Annotated in this window: 18 protein-coding genes and 2 pseudogenes; 13 read left to right on the top strand and 7 right to left on the bottom strand. The window is 42.2% G+C overall.

The genetic code is table 11. The annotated features are described in order from the left end of the window. Positions 1 to 78: 78 nt before the first annotated feature. Positions 79 to 878: pseudogene (locus Vt282_RS16725) on the bottom strand (EAL domain-containing protein). A gap of 403 nt (positions 879 to 1,281) precedes the next feature. Next, entirely contained in the window at positions 1,282 to 1,917 is a 636-nt protein-coding gene (locus Vt282_RS16720; protein WP_162064117.1) for a hypothetical protein, read from the bottom strand. A 282-nt stretch (positions 1,918 to 2,199) separates the two neighbouring features. Between Vt282_RS16720 and Vt282_RS16715 the strand changes: the two genes are divergently transcribed. Together Vt282_RS16715 and Vt282_RS16710 are read left to right on the top strand one after the other, a co-directional pair. Then, on the top strand, positions 2,200 to 2,739 hold the full coding sequence (locus Vt282_RS16715; RefSeq protein WP_162064116.1) for a cytochrome b: 540 nt from the start codon (positions 2,200 to 2,202) through the stop codon (positions 2,737 to 2,739). Next, positions 2,736 to 3,305 carry a YceI family protein gene (locus Vt282_RS16710; protein WP_162064115.1) on the top strand — a complete coding sequence of 190 codons (570 nt, stop codon included), beginning with the start codon at positions 2,736 to 2,738 and terminating at the stop codon, positions 3,303 to 3,305. Before Vt282_RS16715 ends, Vt282_RS16710 begins: the two co-directional genes overlap by 4 nt. A gap of 47 nt (positions 3,306 to 3,352) precedes the next feature. Here the strand turns inward: Vt282_RS16710 and focA are convergent, their stop codons facing one another. Continuing rightward, positions 3,353 to 4,813 (bottom strand): formate transporter FocA, encoded by a 1,461-nt coding sequence (gene focA / locus Vt282_RS16705; RefSeq protein ID WP_162064548.1) that lies wholly within the window; start codon positions 4,811 to 4,813, stop codon positions 3,353 to 3,355. 227 nt (positions 4,814 to 5,040) lie between these two features. Between focA and Vt282_RS16700 the strand changes: the two genes are divergently transcribed. Beyond that, entirely contained in the window at positions 5,041 to 5,943 is a 903-nt protein-coding gene (locus tag Vt282_RS16700) for a LysR substrate-binding domain-containing protein (RefSeq protein ID WP_162048149.1), read from the top strand. Positions 5,944 to 6,373: 430 nt separating this feature from the next. Here the strand turns inward: Vt282_RS16700 and Vt282_RS21790 are convergent, their stop codons facing one another. Together Vt282_RS21790 and Vt282_RS16695 are read right to left on the bottom strand one after the other, a co-directional pair. Next, the gene (locus Vt282_RS21790; RefSeq protein WP_415663465.1) at positions 6,374 to 6,562 is read right to left on the bottom strand and encodes a hypothetical protein; all 189 of its coding nucleotides are present in this window, start codon (positions 6,560 to 6,562) and stop codon (positions 6,374 to 6,376) included. Positions 6,563 to 6,660: 98 nt separating this feature from the next. Next, positions 6,661 to 8,004 carry an ATP-dependent endonuclease gene (locus tag Vt282_RS16695; RefSeq protein WP_415663464.1) on the bottom strand — a complete coding sequence of 448 codons (1,344 nt, stop codon included), beginning with the start codon at positions 8,002 to 8,004 and terminating at the stop codon, positions 6,661 to 6,663. A 245-nt stretch (positions 8,005 to 8,249) separates the two neighbouring features. Between Vt282_RS16695 and Vt282_RS16690 the strand changes: the two genes are divergently transcribed. The 4 genes and pseudogenes from Vt282_RS16690 (at position 8,250) to Vt282_RS16675 (ending at position 13,633) form a co-directional block, all read left to right on the top strand. Then, on the top strand, positions 8,250 to 9,986 hold the full coding sequence (locus Vt282_RS16690) for a bifunctional metallophosphatase/5'-nucleotidase (protein WP_162064114.1): 1,737 nt from the start codon (positions 8,250 to 8,252) through the stop codon (positions 9,984 to 9,986). 444 nt (positions 9,987 to 10,430) lie between these two features. Then, positions 10,431 to 11,378, top strand: a complete 948-nt coding sequence (locus tag Vt282_RS16685) for a TerC/Alx family metal homeostasis membrane protein (RefSeq protein WP_162048147.1) — start codon at positions 10,431 to 10,433, stop codon at positions 11,376 to 11,378. A 292-nt stretch (positions 11,379 to 11,670) separates the two neighbouring features. Beyond that, positions 11,671 to 11,859, top strand: coding sequence for a hypothetical protein (locus Vt282_RS16680; protein ID WP_162048146.1), 189 nt, complete (start codon positions 11,671 to 11,673; stop codon positions 11,857 to 11,859). A gap of 222 nt (positions 11,860 to 12,081) precedes the next feature. Further along, positions 12,082 to 13,633, top strand: a pseudogene (locus Vt282_RS16675) (methyl-accepting chemotaxis protein). 77 nt (positions 13,634 to 13,710) lie between these two features. Here Vt282_RS16675 and Vt282_RS16670 read toward each other — a convergent pair. Continuing rightward, positions 13,711 to 14,268, bottom strand: coding sequence for a PhnA domain-containing protein (locus Vt282_RS16670; RefSeq protein ID WP_162048145.1), 558 nt, complete (start codon positions 14,266 to 14,268; stop codon positions 13,711 to 13,713). A 263-nt stretch (positions 14,269 to 14,531) separates the two neighbouring features. On the opposite strand from Vt282_RS16670, the gene Vt282_RS16665 reads away from it, so the two are divergent. Next, positions 14,532 to 15,614: a site-2 protease family protein gene (locus Vt282_RS16665; protein WP_174855847.1), complete on the top strand. Its 1,083-nt coding sequence runs from the start codon at positions 14,532 to 14,534 to the stop codon at positions 15,612 to 15,614. A gap of 53 nt (positions 15,615 to 15,667) precedes the next feature. Here the strand turns inward: Vt282_RS16665 and Vt282_RS16660 are convergent, their stop codons facing one another. Next, positions 15,668 to 16,453, bottom strand: a complete 786-nt coding sequence (locus Vt282_RS16660; RefSeq protein WP_162064112.1) for a M48 family metallopeptidase — start codon at positions 16,451 to 16,453, stop codon at positions 15,668 to 15,670. A 99-nt stretch (positions 16,454 to 16,552) separates the two neighbouring features. Between Vt282_RS16660 and Vt282_RS16655 the strand changes: the two genes are divergently transcribed. From Vt282_RS16655 to Vt282_RS16635, 5 genes are all read left to right on the top strand, one after another. Next, a complete protein-coding gene (locus Vt282_RS16655) occupies positions 16,553 to 17,041 on the top strand; it encodes a hotdog fold thioesterase (RefSeq protein ID WP_162064111.1) in 489 nt (162 codons plus the stop codon). Next, a complete protein-coding gene (locus tag Vt282_RS16650) occupies positions 17,038 to 17,271 on the top strand; it encodes a DUF3389 domain-containing protein (RefSeq protein WP_162064110.1) in 234 nt (77 codons plus the stop codon). The genes Vt282_RS16655 and Vt282_RS16650 overlap by 4 nt, the downstream gene beginning before the upstream one ends. Positions 17,272 to 17,338: 67 nt before the next feature. Beyond that, positions 17,339 to 19,033, top strand: coding sequence for an SgrR family transcriptional regulator (locus tag Vt282_RS16645; protein ID WP_162064109.1), 1,695 nt, complete (start codon positions 17,339 to 17,341; stop codon positions 19,031 to 19,033). A gap of 55 nt (positions 19,034 to 19,088) precedes the next feature. Beyond that, positions 19,089 to 19,340, top strand: a complete 252-nt coding sequence (locus Vt282_RS16640; RefSeq protein ID WP_162064108.1) for a hypothetical protein — start codon at positions 19,089 to 19,091, stop codon at positions 19,338 to 19,340. Between the two features lie 457 nt (positions 19,341 to 19,797). After that, complete coding sequence (locus tag Vt282_RS16635; RefSeq protein ID WP_162064107.1) at positions 19,798 to 20,679, top strand: LysR family transcriptional regulator; 882 nt, start codon at positions 19,798 to 19,800, stop codon at positions 20,677 to 20,679. Positions 20,680 to 20,718: the final 39 nt, after the last annotated feature.

Here is a 20,718-nt window from a genome sequence, read left to right as displayed (position 1 = left end):
ATGGTTATTTATAGTCTAAATAGCGATTTATGTGGTATCGAAAGCAAAAATTAGATGATAACGAACTCTTAATTTGGCTTAGAAATCGGCGGCTGTATCGTATTCAACCAGTTCTATCGATTTAGGCATGGCTAAGAAGTAACCTTGATAAAAATCAAGGTCTAGCAATTGCATCGCAATCAATTGTTCTTCATTTTCAATACCTTCGATAACAATTTTCGCCCCAATTTTTCGTGCCAGTGCCACTGCATCGAGTAAAGGTGACGTGTCACCTTGCATGTAATCTAACAGTAATGAACGGTCTATTTTGATAATGTTGGGTTTGAGCAATGCGACTCGGTGGTAGTTTGAAGCGTTCATTCCAAAGTCATCAATCGCGATCTCAAACCCTGTCTCAACAAGACGCTGCATCGCAGTTTTCAAGCAATGGTCATCTCGAGCTTCTAACTCAACGACTTCCATAATGATTTGGGAGGGCTCTAGATCCAGTGCGCGTAAACGCTTATCCAGCAACTGGATTCGAATTTCTTCAAAAGCAAAGAATTCTCCTGCGGAGGGCAGAACATTAAGAAAAAGTTTTAGATGACGATAGCGAGAAACAGAAAAATTGCGAATGTGTATCACGCGACTTAAACGTTCAACATTTATTTTGTCATCAAGATCGACATCGGCAGAATCGAAGAATATGTCGGGACGTATATTTACATTGTTATTGTCAGTAATACGCACTAAAGCCTCCAAGCCGATAACCTGAAGGTTAGAATCAAAAATAGGTTGATAAACACTACAAAGATTCAAATCTTTGTATTTCACAACATATTCATTTTATCGTTACAATAAACGCATTGTTGTAATTCGTTTTGGCTAGATAAAAGCATGGTCAAAAAAATCCCAAACATCAGTGCAATGGTATGAATTGCAGTTGTACCCCAATAATCCGCGTTTCGACGCATCTTGGGTATACTTTAGCCGTCGCATCAATATCCAAACGTACTCATTCTGATTCTGTAAGAGTGAGGTGTTTGGGTATGATGTCGTTAATCTTACTTTTAAATATCAGTAAATTACCAATCCAAACAAGATAACAAGAGATAACGACACTGTCTAAACTTTTAGATCCATATTGACGGTCAACACTCATTTTTATAACGCTTTATGTTTATCGAAACAGCAAAGGATTTTCACGAAATTGGTTTTTCGAGTGGAATAATAATTTGAAATTAAGTTAGCTAAATCTGTTTGGTGAAATAGAAATAATATGATAGTTCACGTTTGAATAAATTAGCTTAGCTGAACAACTGAATATAGCTGAACATACTTTCTCACTAACTGTTGATCGGATGCTCTTTTGATCGGATGAGTGATTTTGGTGTAGTAAGGTGCGATTGAAAAACACTCGTCTAAACTTTTTGATAACTGCGATTCACTGGTAAACAGCTTTACGCCTTGAGAACTATAACTTTCGACATCATCGGGTAGATAACCACTCCACCAATGTATAAGCTCTCGGCTTTGCTTACTGCGACTAATCCAATGGTCAGACACTAAAAGCAGTAAATCATTCGGCTGAATCGCGTAATCATATTCTGAGCGCCATTGTTCGATTGTTTTGAACAAGCGGTTCCGGCATTGACTTCCCGCACTTAATAAGTGTGAAGACAAAATCCAAACGGTTCCGGCATCGGAAGAGACACGAAAATGGTGAGGTTGCTCTTTATTGAGATCGGTTTCAATTGGCGCATAAGCACAATCATGACCAAATTCAGTAAGGGTGCGAGCTAAGCGTCTTGCAAAGGCCATCGATAGATGGTGTTCGCTCATGCCGCGGTTGTGGATTGTCGGGTAATGCTTCTCACACAAAGCCATACAATCAGCTTGGAACTCATTGACGCTCTGAATGAGCACATCTAATAACAAGACAATTCTCCATGAACCATGTTAACTCAAAGATAGGTTAACACGAGTTGCATAAAAATCGTCTTTCTAATTATGCGTTCTACGCATCCCTCTCAGAGGTTTATCACTAAGATTGAAGTTAGGTCACAACGCAAATATTGGATTCCTTATCGTGATGTATGGTTTCAATTCCTTCAAATATTTTGAACGACTTCATCAAATCCAAAATATGGCTTTAAATTAACAGTTGGTTATCATTATTGTTACTTAATGAGGTAAAAAATATGAAGGATTAATTGCACCATGAGTAACGCAGTAAAAAACTACAATTGGGTAGCGCGTGCAATACATTGGATTTCCGCTTTAGCGATTATTGGAATGTTCTCGGTCGGTCTGTGGATGGTGGATCTTTCCTATTACAGTCAATGGTACAGAACTGCACCACATTGGCACAAATCAGTGGGGATTCTATTAGCACTTCTAACTGTGCTTCGCCTAGTTTGGAAAGTGGTTACCGTGTCACCAGTCATTGAGGGAAGTGCAATCGTCAAAGTGGCCGCGAAAGTAGGGCATTTTGTTATGTATCTGCTGTTGTTTGTTTTGTTTACTTCAGGCTATCTCATTTCAACTGCAGATGGGCGGTCAATTGACGTGTTTAACTGGTTTGCCGTCCCTGGATTAGGGGCGTTATTTGAAAACCAAGCTGACTTGGCCGGTGAAATTCATTTTTATGTAGCATGGGCATTGATCGTACTTGCGGTTATTCATGTGCTTGCTGCTTTAAAACATCACTTTATTGATAAAGATAATACGCTACGCAAAATGATAGGAGCTTCAAAATGAAAAACAAGGTAATGGTTACAGGATTAGCGATGGCACTATTAGCGCCATTAAGTGCGAGCGCAGCGAATTACGTGATTGACACCAAGGGGGCTCACGCATCGATCAACTTTAAAGTTAGTCATCTTGGTTATAGTTTTATTAAAGGTCGCTTTAATACCTTTGATGGTCAATTTAGCTACGACCCGGAAAACATTGCAGCTTCAACAATAACGGTTAACGTGGATACAACCAGTTTGGATTCCAATCACGCTGAACGTGACAAACATATTCGCAGTAATGACTTTATCGATGCGAGTAAATACCCTAAAGCGACATTCACTAGCAACAAAGTAGTGGACAACGGCGATGGCACGTTTGAAGTGATGGGTGATTTAAATCTCCATGGTGTCACTCAACCGATAACGATTGATGCACAAGTTATTGGCCAAGGTCAGGACCCATGGGGTGGGGAACGTGCGGGTTTTATTGGTTCGACACGTTTAGAACTGGCTGACTTTAAGATCCCAGTGATGGGCGATTCTAGTTACGTTGATATGGAGCTTCATGTAGAAGGGATTAAGCAATAGTCTTAAACGAAAAAAAGCGCCTAACCAGGGCGCTTTGAATTATGTCACTACATTTGCTGCGAATTACGCAGACTTTTATGAGTATCAATAATTTCAGTCGGACGACCGTAAATATTGCGCATTGCCTGCATTACCTCATATCGACTAACAACACCAACCATTTGACCATTTTCAAGAACTGGTAAAACGTGTGGTTTGCTAACTTTGATGCTCTTCGCACGCTCTTCTAAAGATAGAGTAGAGAAGCGAGTAGCAATACCCATTGAAGTCGTTGGGAATAGTTGCTCTTTATCAATGCAAAGGAACTCAACAACATCAACTAATTTATCATTCACATCAATTGCGATTACATCACGAGACATCAGATCAACGACCTTTTGGCCTTGAGCAGGGATGTAGTCTTGGCACCACAAATCGACCATCACATCATGTGCAGAGAAGAAACCCACTAGACGACCCTGAATATCAGTCACTGGAGCGCTAACTTCGTTGTTTGCAATTAGATGTTCAATTGCTTTTGGCGTAGTCATTTCCGCAGAAAGTGTTACTGGTTGAGTGTTCATAAAGTCTTTAACGATGATGTTATTGTTCATAGCGTTCTCCTTGACTGACGCGATATCGACGGTAGTTGTTATTGTTGCAATGTTGGCTGCTTTAAGTTGAGGGCGACGGTAAATACACCAGTTCGCTAACCCGACAAGCACTGCACCACCAACGATATTGCCGAGTGTTACCGGAATTAAGTTTGCTGTAATAAACTGCTTGATATTTAAATCTGCATACTGAGCGGCTGTGGTGCCTGTCAAAGTCCAGAACGACTCAGGTGCAAAGTTTTGAATTACGATACCAAGTGGCACCATAAACATGTTTGCAACACAGTGTTCAAAACCACTTGATACAAACATCGCTACCGGTAGTATCGTCATTACTGCTTTTGTTAAAGGATTCGCGCTGCTGAAAGTGAGCCAAATGGCCAAGCAAACAAGAAGGTTACACAAAATCCCTAACGCAAACGCTTGAACCAACGTGTGATGAAGTTTGTGCTGCGCAATATTGAGCGCATTCAATCCCCATTGCCCATGGTCAAGTTGATATAGCCCAGCGGCGGCAACAATGGTCAGCAACAACATCGCGCCGATAAAGTTTCCTACGTACACTTTGGTCCAGATAGAAAGCATTTTGCTAAAGCTAATTTCTTTATTTGCCCAAGAAATGCTAGAAAGAACCGAACTCGTAAATAGTTCACCGCCACATATCACGATAAGAATCAGTCCCATACTGAAGGCGATACCGCCAGCAAGACGACTTAGACCCCAACCGGTATCAGCAGAACCAGTGGTTACCGTGATATAAAACAAAAATGCCAAGCCGATAAAGGCACCTGCCATGATAGCCAGGCTCAATGTCATACCCGTGGTTTTTTTGGCTTTGCTAAGGGCAAATTTCTCAGCTTGCGCCATCATCTCCGTCGGTGAAAAACATTGATTGTTAGCATGTTCAGATGACATATGCTCTCTAGTCAAAATTTTCATTAGTTACTCCTTATTGATATTGCGACCCTGTTCCGTATCGCCATTACAGATTATGGAGAACTGAACGATAGGTAAAATTGATAATTTTTAGAAACCTCATCAGAAAATTTGATATCGGAAAAATTGCAGGTAAAATAGAGTCTTGTTGCATAGAGCGACAAAAGGAATACATGGATACTAGCGTGATAACTATAAGGAGAGTTATGCGTTATTCACTCAAGCAGTTAGCTGTTTTCGATGCGGTTGCAGACACGGCAAGTGTTAGTGCAGCGGCAGATAAACTTGCTTTGACTCAATCTGCTACCAGCATGTCTTTAGCACAATTAGAAAAGATGCTCGGTAGACCCTTGTTTGAACGACAAGGCAAACAAATGGCGTTAACCCACTGGGGAAACTGGCTTAGACCTAAAGCGAAGCGCTTGTTGCAAGATGCACAGCAAATCGAAATGGGGTTTATGGAGCAACATTTGTTGAGTGGCGAAATTAGTTTAGGGGCCAGTCAAACGCCCGCTGAACATTTGATTCCCGACCTTATATGTCGAATTGATAATGATTTTCCAGAGCTTCGTATCAAGCTTAACGTGCAAAGTACAGATATCATTTTGCAAGGCTTACTGGACTATAAATATGATATCGGAATTATTGAAGGACGCTGTGACGACAACCGTTTGCACCAAGCTGTTTGGTGTCGAGACCATTTAACAGTTGTGGCGTCTGCTCATCATCCATTCGCGAAATCTGAACGTGTGACGCTGTCACAATTAGAGCAAGCTCGTTGGGTTCTGCGTGAGCATGGCTCTGGTACTCGCATGATTTTTGATAGCTCTATTCATCATTTAATTGAAGATTTAGATGTGTGGCGAGAGTATGAACACGTTCCCGTACTGCGTAATATGGTGGCGAACGGTCAATACTTAACGTGCTTACCGTTCCTGGACGTAGAACGCTTTATCGAGGCGGGCCTATTGGTCGCGCTTAACGTACCAGAGCTTAATATGGAACGAACGCTGTCGTTTGTTTGGCGTGCGGACATGATTGAGAACCCATTAGTGGAATGTATTAAGCGCGAAGGCCTGCGTATGATGAAAGGTCAATCTGTCCTTTAAGCAGTTTCAAGTATGATTGGACTAAGAGCCCGAGCAATTTGCTTGGGCTTTTTTATTCTTTGTGCTGCGACTTTTTGATAGTAAATCTCTTGCGTAAGAAAATTTGATATTCACTATCACTCTAAATCAGTTGAGATGATTGGGCAGGTTCAACGAATGTTAGAATTGTATGCCTTTGCGTAAATTCAGGCGTTGAATCAGTAATAATGGATGCTTTATTTCGAAATAAGCAATAGAAACAGGGCCGTTAGACATATTCAGTATCCAACTCACAATACGGTCATGAAGATAAATTGATAACAGTCATCAGTGAAAAGATTCAGTTGAACAGCCATTGTTTTTAACCTGAGAAAAACGCTAATCTTTTTAGACAAGCATAAGATATGCGACTAAAAAAACGCTATCTACGAGCTATTAAGATAGGAATCAACTAGGTATTGCCTTTTGCCATCGTTACGACTCGTTTAAGTGTCCAACGCAAAAGAATAGGAATACACTCCACCCCCTTATCCTCGCACTCTGTGACAATCGCAAGCGCGAGATCGGGCTTAGCAAACTTTTTGAGTACGCGATTCACCACCTTCTTAGCCGGTATCGGATGATCATGAGGAATTTTCACTAAATCCCTAAAGAAATGTTCAAACCCGTGATGATACAAGAAATGCTCAATATCATGGTCAGGAAGTTCGGTTAAGCGATGACGTTCTTCATCTTGCCCTAATCGCGCACGTACTGTCGCTGCATATTTTTGCCAGCCGGATCGCCATCTGTCACAACATGCCAATCAATGCCAAAGGCTTTTGCTACTTTGATTAATGATTTTAGCCCTGACTGAGCAAATTCGATGATTTGCACCCCTTCAGCCGCCAAATTGTAGCCACACTGATTAGCAAGTTCATTGAAAAGCCAGACTTCCGTTTCCCCTTCAACAAGCAGCCAACAACGAGCAAATAGCGCATTTGAGCGGTGAAAGCGAATATGAAATCCCACTCTTCGCAATTCATCACGAGATAAACCTTGAGTCGGCATATTAGTGCAAATCGTTTTGTCAGATTGACGAACTAAGCGACGTATCGAGCTAATTGGTATTTGACCCAACAAGTGCCCGCTATTTGTCGTCAGTATCTTTTGCATCGGCAGTAGCTGAAGCAGACCCCAAGCTCTGGCAAGTTGGGTAGGGTGCAGGCGGCCTTCTGGATCTTCGATGATCAAGATGGGTCTCGCACCGCGAGTGAAGTGATTCGGCCCTTTTGCCTGTAGATACGCATTCAGTAAACCTAATAGCAACAATCGTGTTTGCTTATTGTTAGAACGTTCAACATACTCATTGATTGACAGCTCGTCTGACTTGCGAGCGTAAAACACACCGTCTTTTGGCTGAGCATGCTCAATACGTGCATTAGGCTTAAATGAAAAGTAGTGCTCAACCAACATGCTCATCGATTTGAGGCTGCTTTTCATTTCACCCTTGTTTACATGCCCAGGGATTGCCATAAGACGTCGACACGTATTGCTGATACGTTTTTCTATACGCTCATTCAAATCGTGTTCGACCCCTTTACTTCGATCAAAACGCCGTGAGTCTTTCAAACGAATAACGGGATGTAAGGTAATAATTTGATGTGCGATTTTATCTGCATCGTGCAATGCCAACGGATCGCCATTCGCATCCAAAAAATCATAGGTAGTTGTTACATTGTGATCCTCTCTACTAGCACTCAATCGATAATAAATTCGATGATTGCCTTCAGCATCAGTAACCCAAACCGGTTTAATTTTGCGATAACGGCGAGAACGTGTTTCCTGAACGTCGTTAGCGAGAAAGCAGAGAACAATTTGCAGATCTTGAGATTGGGTTTGCGCGACAGAGTAATCGACGTGGAAATCGGTTAATTGGAATTTATACAGTTCACTTTCTGCAGGTAACGATACTGATAAAGCGTCGAGTAACGACGACTTACCCCAAGTGTTTTCTCCTATCAAAGCAGTGAGCTGCTCAAAGGACAAAGAAAGCCGTTTAATGCCGCGAAATCCTGCAATTTCAATTCGTTCTAACCGCATAACATCATCTCTATTTCAGGTTTATCACGCTTTAAGCATAAAAGAAAAATTCAATATAAGCATATGCTTAAGTCACATATATTGAGATGGCTTAACGACCTAGCGGTGAACGTTCGATTCCTAATTAAGATTTTGGTGCAGTGGAGCACGATAAAAAGCAAACAACAAATTGAGACTTACCTCAAAATTTTAATCAACTTGTCACAAAGAATGCGTTAGCATGGCATTGAAAAGTGAGAAGAGATATGACGATGAAAAAATCCAGAGCCATACAAGTCAAAGTGGCTCATATAAATGATACACACTCTTATTTTGAACCTACGTCGCTACAACTAACGATTAAAAAAGATGAGACAGAAGTTCGGCCATTCGTGAGTGCAGGTGGTTTTGCTCGTATAAAAACGCGCGTTGAGAAACTGCGCATGCAAGCGGCTAATCAACAGCAAGGCTTTTTGTTCCTCCATGCCGGCGATTGTTTTCAAGGCACGCTTTACTACTCGCTATTTAAAGGCGAGGCCAATTCAACCATGCTTAATCAACTCGGATTAGACGCGATGGCGATTGGCAACCATGAATTGGATATGGGTAATTTGCCCGTCGCGGAGTTTGCTCAGCGAATCGACTTTCCGTTACTTGCCGGGAATTGGGACTTATCTCGTGAGAACGCGAGTAAACCAATTAGGCTTGCATGTAACCCCCATGTATACAGTTATAAAGCCCACAGCCGCTCGGCACAATGGATCGTAAAGCATGTTGAAGATGAAGCGATTGCCATCTTCGCTTTAGCGCTTGATAAAATGTCTGATATTTCAAATCCAGACAGTGATACTCCTTTCGTCAATGCAATCGAGACTGCGAAAAATACGGTGAACGAAATCCATAAAGCCGGAATTAACAAAATTATTCTGCTTAGTCACATGGGATATGAAGTGGATCTCGACTTCGCCCATCATGTAAATGGAGTATCGTTGATCGTGGGTGGTCATAGCCATATGTTACAGGGGGATTTTTCGGCGTTAGGCTTAGGCAATAACGATCCATATGGTGTAAAAGTCAATCAAACCTATGTGGTTCAAGCTGGTTATCATGCATTAGCTCTTGGACATTGCGATATAAGTTTCGATGAGTTAGGTCGTGTCGTCGAGTTTACAGGACGCAACGAACTGTTGGTTGGGCGTAGAATGTTTGTTGATACCAGCCGTACTCAATCTTGGAAAACGGATGATTATCAGGTAATTAAGAACCAGATTGATCATCACCCTAATGTAAGAGTATGCCGTAAAGATCCCGTCATCAAACAGATCTTAAGCCAGCGTTATCAAGCGAAGGTTCAAGAATTACAAAATACCTATATTGCAACTACCAAGCGCAAATTGCGGCATGTGCGCATTCCAGATGAGCAGGGCTGCAGCGATATTGCTCCGCTGGTGGCACAATCATTTATTCATACCATGCAATCACAAGGGCATTGCGTTGACTTTGCTATACATAACGCTGGTGGTGTGCGTAATTCCATTGATATTGGCCCAATTTCGGTTGCCGATATTGCCGGAAAAGTCTTGCCGTTTTTGGTTCCAATCGGCACTTATCGTCTCAAAGGCAAACACATTGCCGCCATATTAGAAGGCGCAATCAATAACGCCACAAACAACGGTGTCGAGGGAACGGGATCTGGGTCATACCCATATACGGCAAATCTAAGATTTAGTTATGACGCTAAAGCGCCTATGGGCAGTCGTATCACTCAACTACAAATTCTGTCTGGCAATATATGGGGGGAAATAGATCCTGATAAGGAATATTTTGGTACCTCCTCGGCCTACACAATGAAAGGCAAAGAAGGGTATGAAGCTATTCTAAATATGTCAGGAGAGGGTGATGTATCCCACTATTCTATGGCCGATTGCTTCATCCAGTATTTGTCCGACAAACCGCAAATCTTAGACGTTAACAGCAACCCTAACGAACATAAAGGTTGCTAATTAATCAAATTGGCGCGCTAATTGCTTACAAAACTACGGTTAATTTGTTCAGGATTCATAACAGGGGGATGTTATGTGGAGTAGAGACTGGATAGACGTAGCAGCCGTAGCATGTTGGGTATCAATCTGGCTTGCCATGGTATATTTCATACCAAACGGCGGTATGTAACCTAAAAGGAGCATTAATTTGCTCCTTTTTGATATTAATAGTAGACGTAAAGTGATTGGGACCTTACAATCCGCCTCGTTTGGGGAGTAGTCGCCTCTGGTTTACTTATCGTCATCTCGTTAGGCCCATGCCTATCCGGTAAGTATGAGCGTTTAACGCTTCGACGAGACCAACGTAATCAAATTCTCTTTCCTTGAGGGGAAGGGGGTGTTTTGTTTGCGGTAGGGATCGTTGTTGTTTATTCACGCTGTATCCCTCCGTGTTTTGGAGGATGTATGACCCCATCTACCTATATTGGCTTCGCCATTCTGACATTGACGCTAGTCGCACTGGATATCTATCAGACGCGCGGCGGCAACATCACGATTCGTAAAGCAGCAATCTGGAGTTTTTTCTGGTTTGTTCTTGCCTTCATTTTTGCCGGCTCAATCTACTTTATGTGGGACATTTACGCGCCAGGCAGTGATTATAGTGCTGAAAAAGCAACGGTTTCATTCGTTACTGGCTATCTATTAGAGAAGTCATTGAGTGTTGATAACCTCTTTGTGTTTGCAATTATCTTCCACCAATACGCAGTACCAGAACATTTGCGTCCACGCGCATTGCTATGGGGTGTTATTGGTGCGCTCGTTTTACGTGCAATCATGATTGCTGTCGGTGCTCAACTCCTTGCTCAGTACCACTGGATTCTTTACTTATTTGCAGCGTTCCTAATTTGGACTGGTATCCAATTAGCACGTGATAAAGGTGAAGAAGAAGAGGTGAATCCGCTACCTGAAAAGATCATTCGTAAGTTTGCGAAAGTGACCGATGGTTACCGTGGTAATTCACTAACCGTGGTTGAAAATGGTGTTCGTTGTGTCACTCCAATGATGATTGTTATTGGCGTGATCGCATTTATGGACGTGATGTTTGCTCTTGATTCCATTCCAGCAATTTTTGCAGTAACACAAGAACCATTCTTGGTGTTGGCAGCTAACGTATTCGCACTGCTAGGCTTGCGTTCACTTTACTTCGTACTGCAAGGTATGATGGATAAGTTTATCTACCTAAAACCAGCATTGTCATTCATCATGATATTTATCGGTATCAAGATGTGTTTGGTTGGTTCTGCATGGGAAATCCCAACAGCAGTATCACTGCTTGTATTACTCGCAACCATGACTATCGCTGTTGTAGCGTCAGTTATTAAGCAACGTAAACAAGTTGAGTCTGCGCAGTAAGACATTATTTTAAATAAGAAATAATTGTGACCATCACCCGTAATCCAACAATAATGATACGCTTAATGTGTTGTATGGATTCGGGGTGTTTTTATTCTTAAATAATTATTCAATCATATCGATTGATTTTTGCCTTTAATCCTGTGTGGGTGAATAATCACCAAATAGGTATAAATCAAAGCGCTTGAAATTAGAAAAACTAATCTAGCTTTTCAAATATTTGTCATTATTTGTACAGAAAAACGATTAATATCTGCCTGTCAACGTTATCCGAATTTGAAGAGAGGCGCCCATGGCACAGGTTATTGACGCTAAAACCATTATTTCACCTATCTCTAAGGAAAGAAAAACCTACTCGGTTAACATCAAAGGATTGTTTGTTCATTTATTAGATATTCTGTTTACTGACCGTGCTGAGCCTCGTAATCACTATGCAAGTGATTTATCAAGCCACATGCGTAAAGACATCGGTTTGTATTAATGGCTTAATATTAACCAGTTAAAACATAAATGATCAAAGGAAACGCCAGCAACCTACTGGCTTTTTTACCCAATAAGTTTAAATTTTTAGTTAGTTATCCATCGATAGAGCCATGATGGCGTTGTTAACGCGGATGGCTTCAAAAATTTGCTCTATTCTTACAAGTACTAGATACGCACCAAGATGCTTATCAGATCAGTAATGCTAGGAAAGGACAGATTTATGAGTGAAATGGAATATGACTATCCCGCAAGCTATAACCTAATTTCGATCACCGACCCATCCAGTTACATCAAATATGCCAGTGCACATTTTAGCGAAGTTGCCGGTTATAAAAACGGTGAGTTAAATGGCCATCCTCATAATATTGTCCGTCATCGCGATATGCCCAAAGCAGCATTTAAAGATCTGTGGTCTCACTTGCAAAGCGGTAAGCATTGGATGGGGATGGTGAAAAACCAACGTAAGGGTGGTGGCTATTATTGGGTAGATGCATTTGCATCACCTATTAAACACAATGGTCAAATCGTTGAATTTCAATCGGTGCGTTTTAAGCCTGAGCGTATTCATGTTAAGCGTGCAGAAAAAGTGTACGCACAACTTCGTCATGACAAAAAGCCTTGGTCAATGTATTTGCCTAGAACACGTTTGTGGATGCGTGCTGCACTGTGTATCGCTGCCAGTGCTGGAGCTGCATATGCAATGATGACGATTGTTGGCCAATCGCCCCTAATCGCATTGTTAATCACTGCCGCTCTGTCCACTCTATCAATTTTTGCTTTAACACGCCCACTTGAACGTATCGCTAAACAAGCGCGCAAAGACTTCAACAACCCTTTGATGGAGTATATTTATTGCGGCCGTATCAATGATCTCGCCGAGATTGAGTTGGGCATGAAAATGCGTAAACAATATGCCAATGCACTATTAGGGCGAGTTGGTATATCCGTGATGGATTCTTGCCAAGAAACGCAATCTAATGCGGACAGTGCGGCACAAAATAGTGAACGTGTTACGCAAAACCTCAGTGAGCAAAAAATCGAGATTGATTTAGTCGCGACGTCCGTCCATGAAATGCAGGCAGCATCCGCGGAAATTTCGCAAAATGCTCAAGCTACGGCAGATGCAACGTTAAAAGCACAGAATACGATGTCAGAGAGTCGTAGTGTCATCGACAATGTGAACGATTCTGTAAATGAACTAGTTAGCGAACTTAAAGAAATTTCTGAAACAGTGACAGACCTAAATCAACAAACTGATCAAATTGGTTCAGTAGTTGAAGTGATAAACGACATCGCAGAGCAAACAAATCTATTGGCGCTAAACGCAGCGATTGAAGCCGCTAGAGCAGGAGAGCAAGGGATTTGCCGTCGTAGCCGATGAAGTAAGAACCTTGGCACAAAGAACGCAAGAATCGACGACGGAAATCAAATCGGCAATTGAAAGTATTCAAAGTGGCAGTAACTCCGCCGTTGATGCACTCAAGAAAGGAAATGAAAAATCGAGCAATACAGTGGATTCGATTACTCAAGCTCAGGAAAGCATTCAACTACTTGAAACTCTGGTACAAGATGTGGTTGACCGTAATCAGCAAATTGCGGTCGCAATCGAAGAGCAAGTCCATGTTTCTGATGAGATAAACGAAAATATTCAGTCAATCAATATCAAATATTCGGATTCATATGATTTGATGACACAGACAAACGAAATGAATAGTTTGGTACAAAAGAGTACCAATGATCTCAAAGAGGTGATTGAAAAAATAGCTAGTTAGTCATTACGTTGTAGCAAAAAGAAGAAAAGCACCATTTGGTGCTTTTCTTGTATACGCGTTAATTGCTGAGCGAAGAATTACTTCTTGCGGCAGTATTCAGCGATTACGTACATTGATTGACCACCATTCACTTTACCAGAGATGTGTTTAGGGTCATCTGTTAGCGCGATACCACGAATCACAGTACCTTGTTTGATAACTTGAGTTGTACCTTTGATTGGAAGGTCTTTGATAACTGTTACGTCGTCACCTTTTTTAAGTTCAACGCCGTTGCAATCGAATGGTTTGTCATCTGCAGACATACCTTGCATTGCCCAGTTTTTAGTTTCTTCTTCCATGTACATCATATCAAGCGCATCTTGTGCCCAGCTTTCACTGTTAAGACGAGTAAGTTGACGCCATGCTGTTACTTGAACAGGAACCACTTGGCTCCACATGCTGTCATTTAGACAACGCCAGTGGTTGATGTCTTTTGGCTCTTCGATTTCACTTAGACACTTATCACAAACCATGATGCCGTAGTCCACTGTTACGTGACCGTGCGGTGGAACCGCGTAAGCAGTTAGTGGTGCTTCAGCAGCACATAGTTCACACTTAGATTCGCAACGTTGTAGCATAGTAGCTTCAATAGACATAATGGACTCACATAATAGTCAGGGTTAATAAGGGGCACTATTATCCACTTTATCCGACTAATTAAAAGGGGTATTCGGTAAAGCAAAGGATTAACTAGCTAAAACCTTATAAATAAAGCTCAATGGTAGCGAAAATCGCTTATTTCACGCGCATCAGTTACTTATGCGTAGTTACACTGTAACATCAATGTTCAATTTCTTTACCTGTTTAGTGCGAAGGGGCATAATCAGCAAGATTTATATAGCAAATTGATAGGTAAAAAGTGGAGCTACTTTCAATTGATTTTCTCGGACGTCCTTTAAGACTCGAGGGTAGTATGGCGGGTTGGCAGGAACTGTATTGGGATAACCAAGTGGTATCGCAATTGGTTGCGGACTCGGAACGTTCAGAATCATCATCGCATCATTTTCAATTACACAAAGGTGAAGAGGTATTGCATTGTGAGCTGAGTGTCGATCTCGCGTGGCAACCCTTTATCTTTAACTATCAAGTGAAGCTAAACGGCGAAGTTATTGATCAAGGTTCACGTAATAGCAAAGATATTGAACAGCAAACGCCATTTGTTGCGCCAAAGCCTGAGCGTCGATTCAGTTTAATTGGATTGGTTTCTCTTGGTATGAAAATGCTCAAGAGCGCCAAAATGATCAAGGTTGTTCTTGCTTCAGCGAGTATCGCTGCGTATTCGTGGTTGTTTTCGTTCCAGTTTGCTTTAGCACTGATTGCATGTCTTGTGATTCATGAATACGGTCATGTTAGGGCGATGAAATACTTTGGTATGAAAACTAAAGGTATCTACTTAGTGCCTTTTTTAGGTGGCTTAGCGTTGTCTGACGAAAAGATTAATACTCGTTGGCAAGATGTGGTCATCTCGATCATGGGACCAATGTTTGGCTTTTTGCTATCACTGCTATTAGTGCTGGTTTACTGGATTACCGGTGAAATATTCTTTGCAGGCCTCGCTGCGTTTAACGCCTTCTTAAACCTATTTAACTTATTACCGATCTTGCCGCTAGATGGTGGTCACGTTTTGAAAAGCATTAGTTTTTCAATGAATAGTCTAATGGGATTAATCGTATGTACTGCAGCCGCGATTGGAGGAATCTATTTAAGCTACACACTTGGCTTGAGTTTGCTGGGATTTTTGCTCATTATGGGTACTTTGGAAATCCTCATGGAATGGCGTTATCGCCATGCTAGCCATTTGTTGCCACTTGACCGTTACGGCCAAATTGTTGCTGCAGTTTGGTACGTATTATTAGTAGCAGGTCTGGTGGGGATCATCTGGTACTTCGCACAATCCGGTGACACGTTATTACAACTACCGTTGCAAATTCTTGGCACATAGCATGAAGAAAAGGGAGCGTTGCTCCCTTTCTATTTTCGCACATTGATGCTGCGTTAGTTACAATTTGGGCGGCTAACGTTATAGTTTCGCAATTTTTGCATCGTCTCAGAGAGATCTTGTATTCGTGTGCCGTGAGAAGGGTGAGTAGAAAGCAGCTCAGGTGGCTGTTGACCTTTCGACGCTTTTGCCATGTTCTGCCATAGCGCAATACTTTGGCGCGGATCAAAGCCTGCTTTTGCCATTAATTCCAATCCAACAATATCCGCTTCTGATTCCTGTGTGCGCCCATATGGCAATAACACACCGACTTGTACACCAAGACCGAGGGCGGACATTGTCGCATCACGATATTGAGCATATTCAGACGCACCCAAAGCAATGCTTGTGATTTGCAAACCGGTATTGGCAAGTTGAGATTGTGACAAACGTTCATTGCTGTGATCTGCCAACACATGGGCAATTTCATGACCGATGACGGTTGCTAATTGGTCTTGGTTTTTGGCAACGTTCAGAAGCCCAGTATAAACACCAATTTTACCCCCGGGTAAAGCAAAGGCGTTAACTTGTTCGCTGTCAAATACAACCACTTCCCAATTGTCAAAAGAAGATTGTTTAGGAACATGTTTCGTTACAGCAGAGGCGACACACTGAACATACTTGTTCACTTTGACATCTTTGCTGATCTTAAGCTCTTGTTTCATCTGTTCAAAAGATTGAGAACCAAGGTTACTCATATCCGCATCTGAGAATAGGATCAGTTGATTACGTCCTGTTGGTGATGAACTGCAAGCAGTTAACCCCACAACTAACGCGATGGCACTATATTTTAACCACGACATAAACACTCCTTGTTTAATGGTTGGATAGTACAACTATCTCATGTGACACGATAACAGATTAGGTTAGAATATCAGTAACCTAACGTAGCGGAAACCCTTATGAGCATTTGGAAAAGAGAGATTGACTTAGAGCGTCTCAACTTAACTTCTCAAAACACCTTAGTTGAACACCTACAAATAAAGTATAGCGAAGTGGGTGACGACTATATTTGTGCGACGATGCCGGTATGCTCGATCACTCATCAACCGCTTGGCATGCTACACGGGGGGGCATCTGTGGTACTAGCAGAAACACTAGGTTCAGTTGCTGCGAACTTTTGTGTTGATGAAGAGAGTTATTGTGTGGGTTTAGACATTAATGCTAATCACGTAAGAGCAATGCGCAACGGGCAAGTTATTGGCAAAGCAACACCTATTCACCTTGGCGTTTCCACACAAGTGTGGCAAATCAATATTAGTGATGAGCGCGGTCGACTCGTTTGTACCAGTCGCTTAACGATCGCAGTAAAAAGTCATCGTATTTCAAAAAACAAACCTCTTGAGGCGCGTTTGGCTGAGCTTGAATCAAAACTAGGTGAAAGCCAATGATGATCGAATTTTCTGGTGGCAAAATCATCGCCACTGTACATGAACTTGTCGTTAAATTGAATGGGGCGCAAATGGTAACGCTTCAAGCGCAAACGGATGCAGTTCAATTAATTGGCCGAGGTGCCAATGTTATTGCCGTCAATTGCAGTGAGGCGAAATGGTCGCTCAAACTTGATGATGAGAATCAGCTATCGGAATTAGCGTCACAAATAGGCATTTCGATTCAGTAAACGCTTGCGGGGACTCGAATAAACGAGGAAAATAACTGCGTTATCGAAATTTGCGAGTTTCCTCTTTATGAGTAGCCCCCGTTTAAGAGTCCAATTTGAAACGTTGTTTGAACACTACAATGGCGTTGATTGTGGTGTTCAATTAGAAGACATTACCGACATTCTCTTCTGCACTCGCCGTAATGCGCGCATTGTTCTTAATAAAATGGAAGAAGAGGGCTGGATTGAATGGCATCCATCTCCGGGCCGCGGCAAACTTTCACAACTGATCTTTAAACGTAGCCGCGCCGATGTCAGTGAAACTCTCGCTCGCCGATACCTTGAGGAAGGTAAAGTAGAACAAGCTCTTAAAGTCTTGGACCAAGATACCGCGAAACTGGCGCAAGTGGTTGAGAACTATCTCGGGGTACAAGAGCAGGAAGGCCAACAAGTTGTTCGTTTGCCTTATTACCGTCCACTATCAATTCTTAACCCGCTAAAAAATATCCGTCGTTCGGAAAGACATATCGTTCGTCAGGTCTTTAGTGGCTTAACAAAGTTAGATGAAAACGAACACCTGCAGCCAGACTTAGCCCATACATGGGAAATGCTGTCACCAAAGCAATGGCGCTTTTATATTCGACCTGCGGTGAGATTTCATAACGGTGACTTGCTGACAGCAGAAGCTATTATTGAAAGCTTGAACGCGCTGCGTTCCCGCAACTTATTTTCTCACATTGAATCAATAAGCGCCGTGCAAAAGCACATCATTGATATCCATCTTTCGCGTGACGATCATCACTTACCGGTGTTATTGACTGAATCCTGCGCGAAAGTACTGTTACCTCAAATAAATCGTAGTGATGAATACGATCGCTTTCCTGTGGGCACAGGACCTTACAAAGTCGTACAGAATGATGAAAAGAAACTAACGTTACAAGCTTTTGATAGTTACTTTGGTTTTCGACCACTCATTGATAGCGTTGAAGTTTGGGTGATTGATGATGTGCACTCATCGATGGTCTTTCCAAGCTTATCTAAACCAATTGCTCCACAAACTGACGTTGTGAATGATGAAGTAGAACTCGACCCAGGATGTACATATTTATTATTAAACCGCAATAATGGTCTCGCTGCATCAGAACAATGGGCAAGCTACTTTAGCCAGCGTTTATCTTCATTGAATGTATTTAATCAGCTCCCACAAGACAAAATTATTGAACTCGGCGCGCTACCTGCGCACGGCTTAAAGCCAGGTTGGTACCATCATACCCGCCAAGCTCTGATTACGCCGCCCAAAGCGGAACGTCCAATCAACATCGTTTACTACGCGAAACATCCAATGTTCCCAACGTTAGTTAAGGTTTTGTGTTCGCTCTTAGAGCAAGATGGTCTTGAAGTTGCACAATACAGTTATGACGATGAACTGCCGGATTCAATGCACATCGATATTTGGCTCAAGCCAATGGGCATTGCGAATCATCGTGATGACGCGATCATTGGTTGGCTGCTTGACTACAGTGATATTGCGATGATGAGTCGTCAAGAGGATTTTGCACGTTGGACATCAGAGATTATACGTTGGCAGCGATCAAAGCAGACCGAGTTCCCGGCCCACGAAATTGGTAAATCACTCGTGCAAACGAATCAGTTGATCCCAATGTTTCATTGCTGGTTAGGCGTTAGCAAAGATCAATGTGGCTCACTGCAAAACGCCAAATGCAACGCCCTAGGCTGGTTTGACTTCAGTCAGGTATGGGTTAAGCCGCATAGCATTGAATAGGCGACATTTTTCTACTGTCTCCTGTGGTAATTAATTAACAATCAGAAAACAAACAATGGCAAAGCCAAACAACAAACAACCCGCCAAAACGGTAGAGATTTACTGCTCAAGTTGTAAATTTCAGCTGTTTAAGTACAGAAAGGGTGGTAAAGGCTCACTTGTTAAGTGTTTTAAGGAACGGATAGTCGAAGACTTTACCTTGGTATCTTGCATTTGCCCCAGTTGTGGCAGGGAGTTTGCGCGAGAGTCGCTGATTCGTGGGGTACCCGCACTTAAAATCATCGGCGGAAAAGTGACGGTAAAATGAGAAAAATTGGCTGGGTTATATGTGTAAGTTGATACATCAAACTTGACATAAACTTGCCTCAAATCACAAAAAGTGGATTAAATACGAACAATAGTATCTTGTTATGAAATTGCTGATAAACTGTGCTCAGTCAACATAATTTAAAGCGCAAAATATCAAGAGGGTCAAGTCATGGAATTAGGTCTAATCATCGCATTCATCGTAGCTGCAGCAGTTATGGTAAAAAAAGAGATGAGTTCATCTAAATAATAGTGCCTTCATTCAATTTCATTTAACTATCCCTTTTTTGAATGAACCCTATAAAGTCAGCCTAGTGCTGGCTTTTTTGTTTTATCGCTTCACTTAAACTTCAAGATATTTGGGTATACGCCATATTTCAGTTAGTCTGGAGCTCATCAAACACATCGATATCGAATCAGGTTGAATACCAACCTCGCATTCCGTGTAAGGAGAACAGATGCAGAGTCCTATTACGCTTGAGGCGTTGCATATTTTGGATGCTATCGATCGACGAGGTAGTTTCGCCGCCGCCGCCAATGAGCTTGATCGAGCGCCTTCATCTCTGAGCTACCAAATACAAAAACTGGAACAAGACTTAGACCTAACGATCTTTGATCGTTCTGGGCACAAAGCCGTTTTTACTGAGGCTGGAAAGCTAATTTTAGAACGGGGCCGACAGTTACTCATTGCAACCGACAAACTCGTCAACGATGCGAGCGTACTGGCGAATGGGTGGGAGCTTGATATCACGCTCGCATTTGATGGCATTATTCCGATTAAACACTTCTTTCCTATGGTTGAGGCTCTGAGTAACGTCAGCAGCACGCGGATACGTTTACAAGAAGAAATCCTTGCTGGCAGTTGGGAAGCTTTGGACATGGGGAGAGCCGATCTCTTAGTGTGCCCCAAAATAGAAAGCTTGCCCGTCGATGTAAAAGCAGAAACTATCGGCAAAACAGCGATGGTATGGGTCGCGTCTAGCTCTCATTACGTGCATAACCGTGCTGGAGAGTTTGATCAGAAAGCTCGAGAAAAATATCGTGTTATCGCGATAGCGGATACCGCGAGAGAACAACCTGCAATGTCAGTTAATGTGTTACAAAAACAGCCTCGTTTAACCGTCAGCAATTTCGCGTCAAAACTCGACGCGTTAATCGGTGGATTAGGAATAGGGACCTTACCGCTATCCGTTGCTGCTCCGCTTATTGAACAAGGAATATTAAAGCAAATTGATGGAACTGAAACGAGTGAGATCGACGTGATTCTTGCGTGGAAGCGCAATGCCATAGGTGAAGCAAAATCTTGGTGTATCCAATACTTAAAAAAACACTGGGTATAGAATAAAGTCGAGGCCTCAAACTCTGCGTTTGAGGCTTCA

This window comes from Vibrio taketomensis, from assembly GCF_009938165.1.
Lineage (GTDB): Bacteria > Pseudomonadota > Gammaproteobacteria > Enterobacterales > Vibrionaceae > Vibrio > Vibrio taketomensis.
This window is presented reverse-complemented; position numbering and strand designations above follow the sequence as displayed.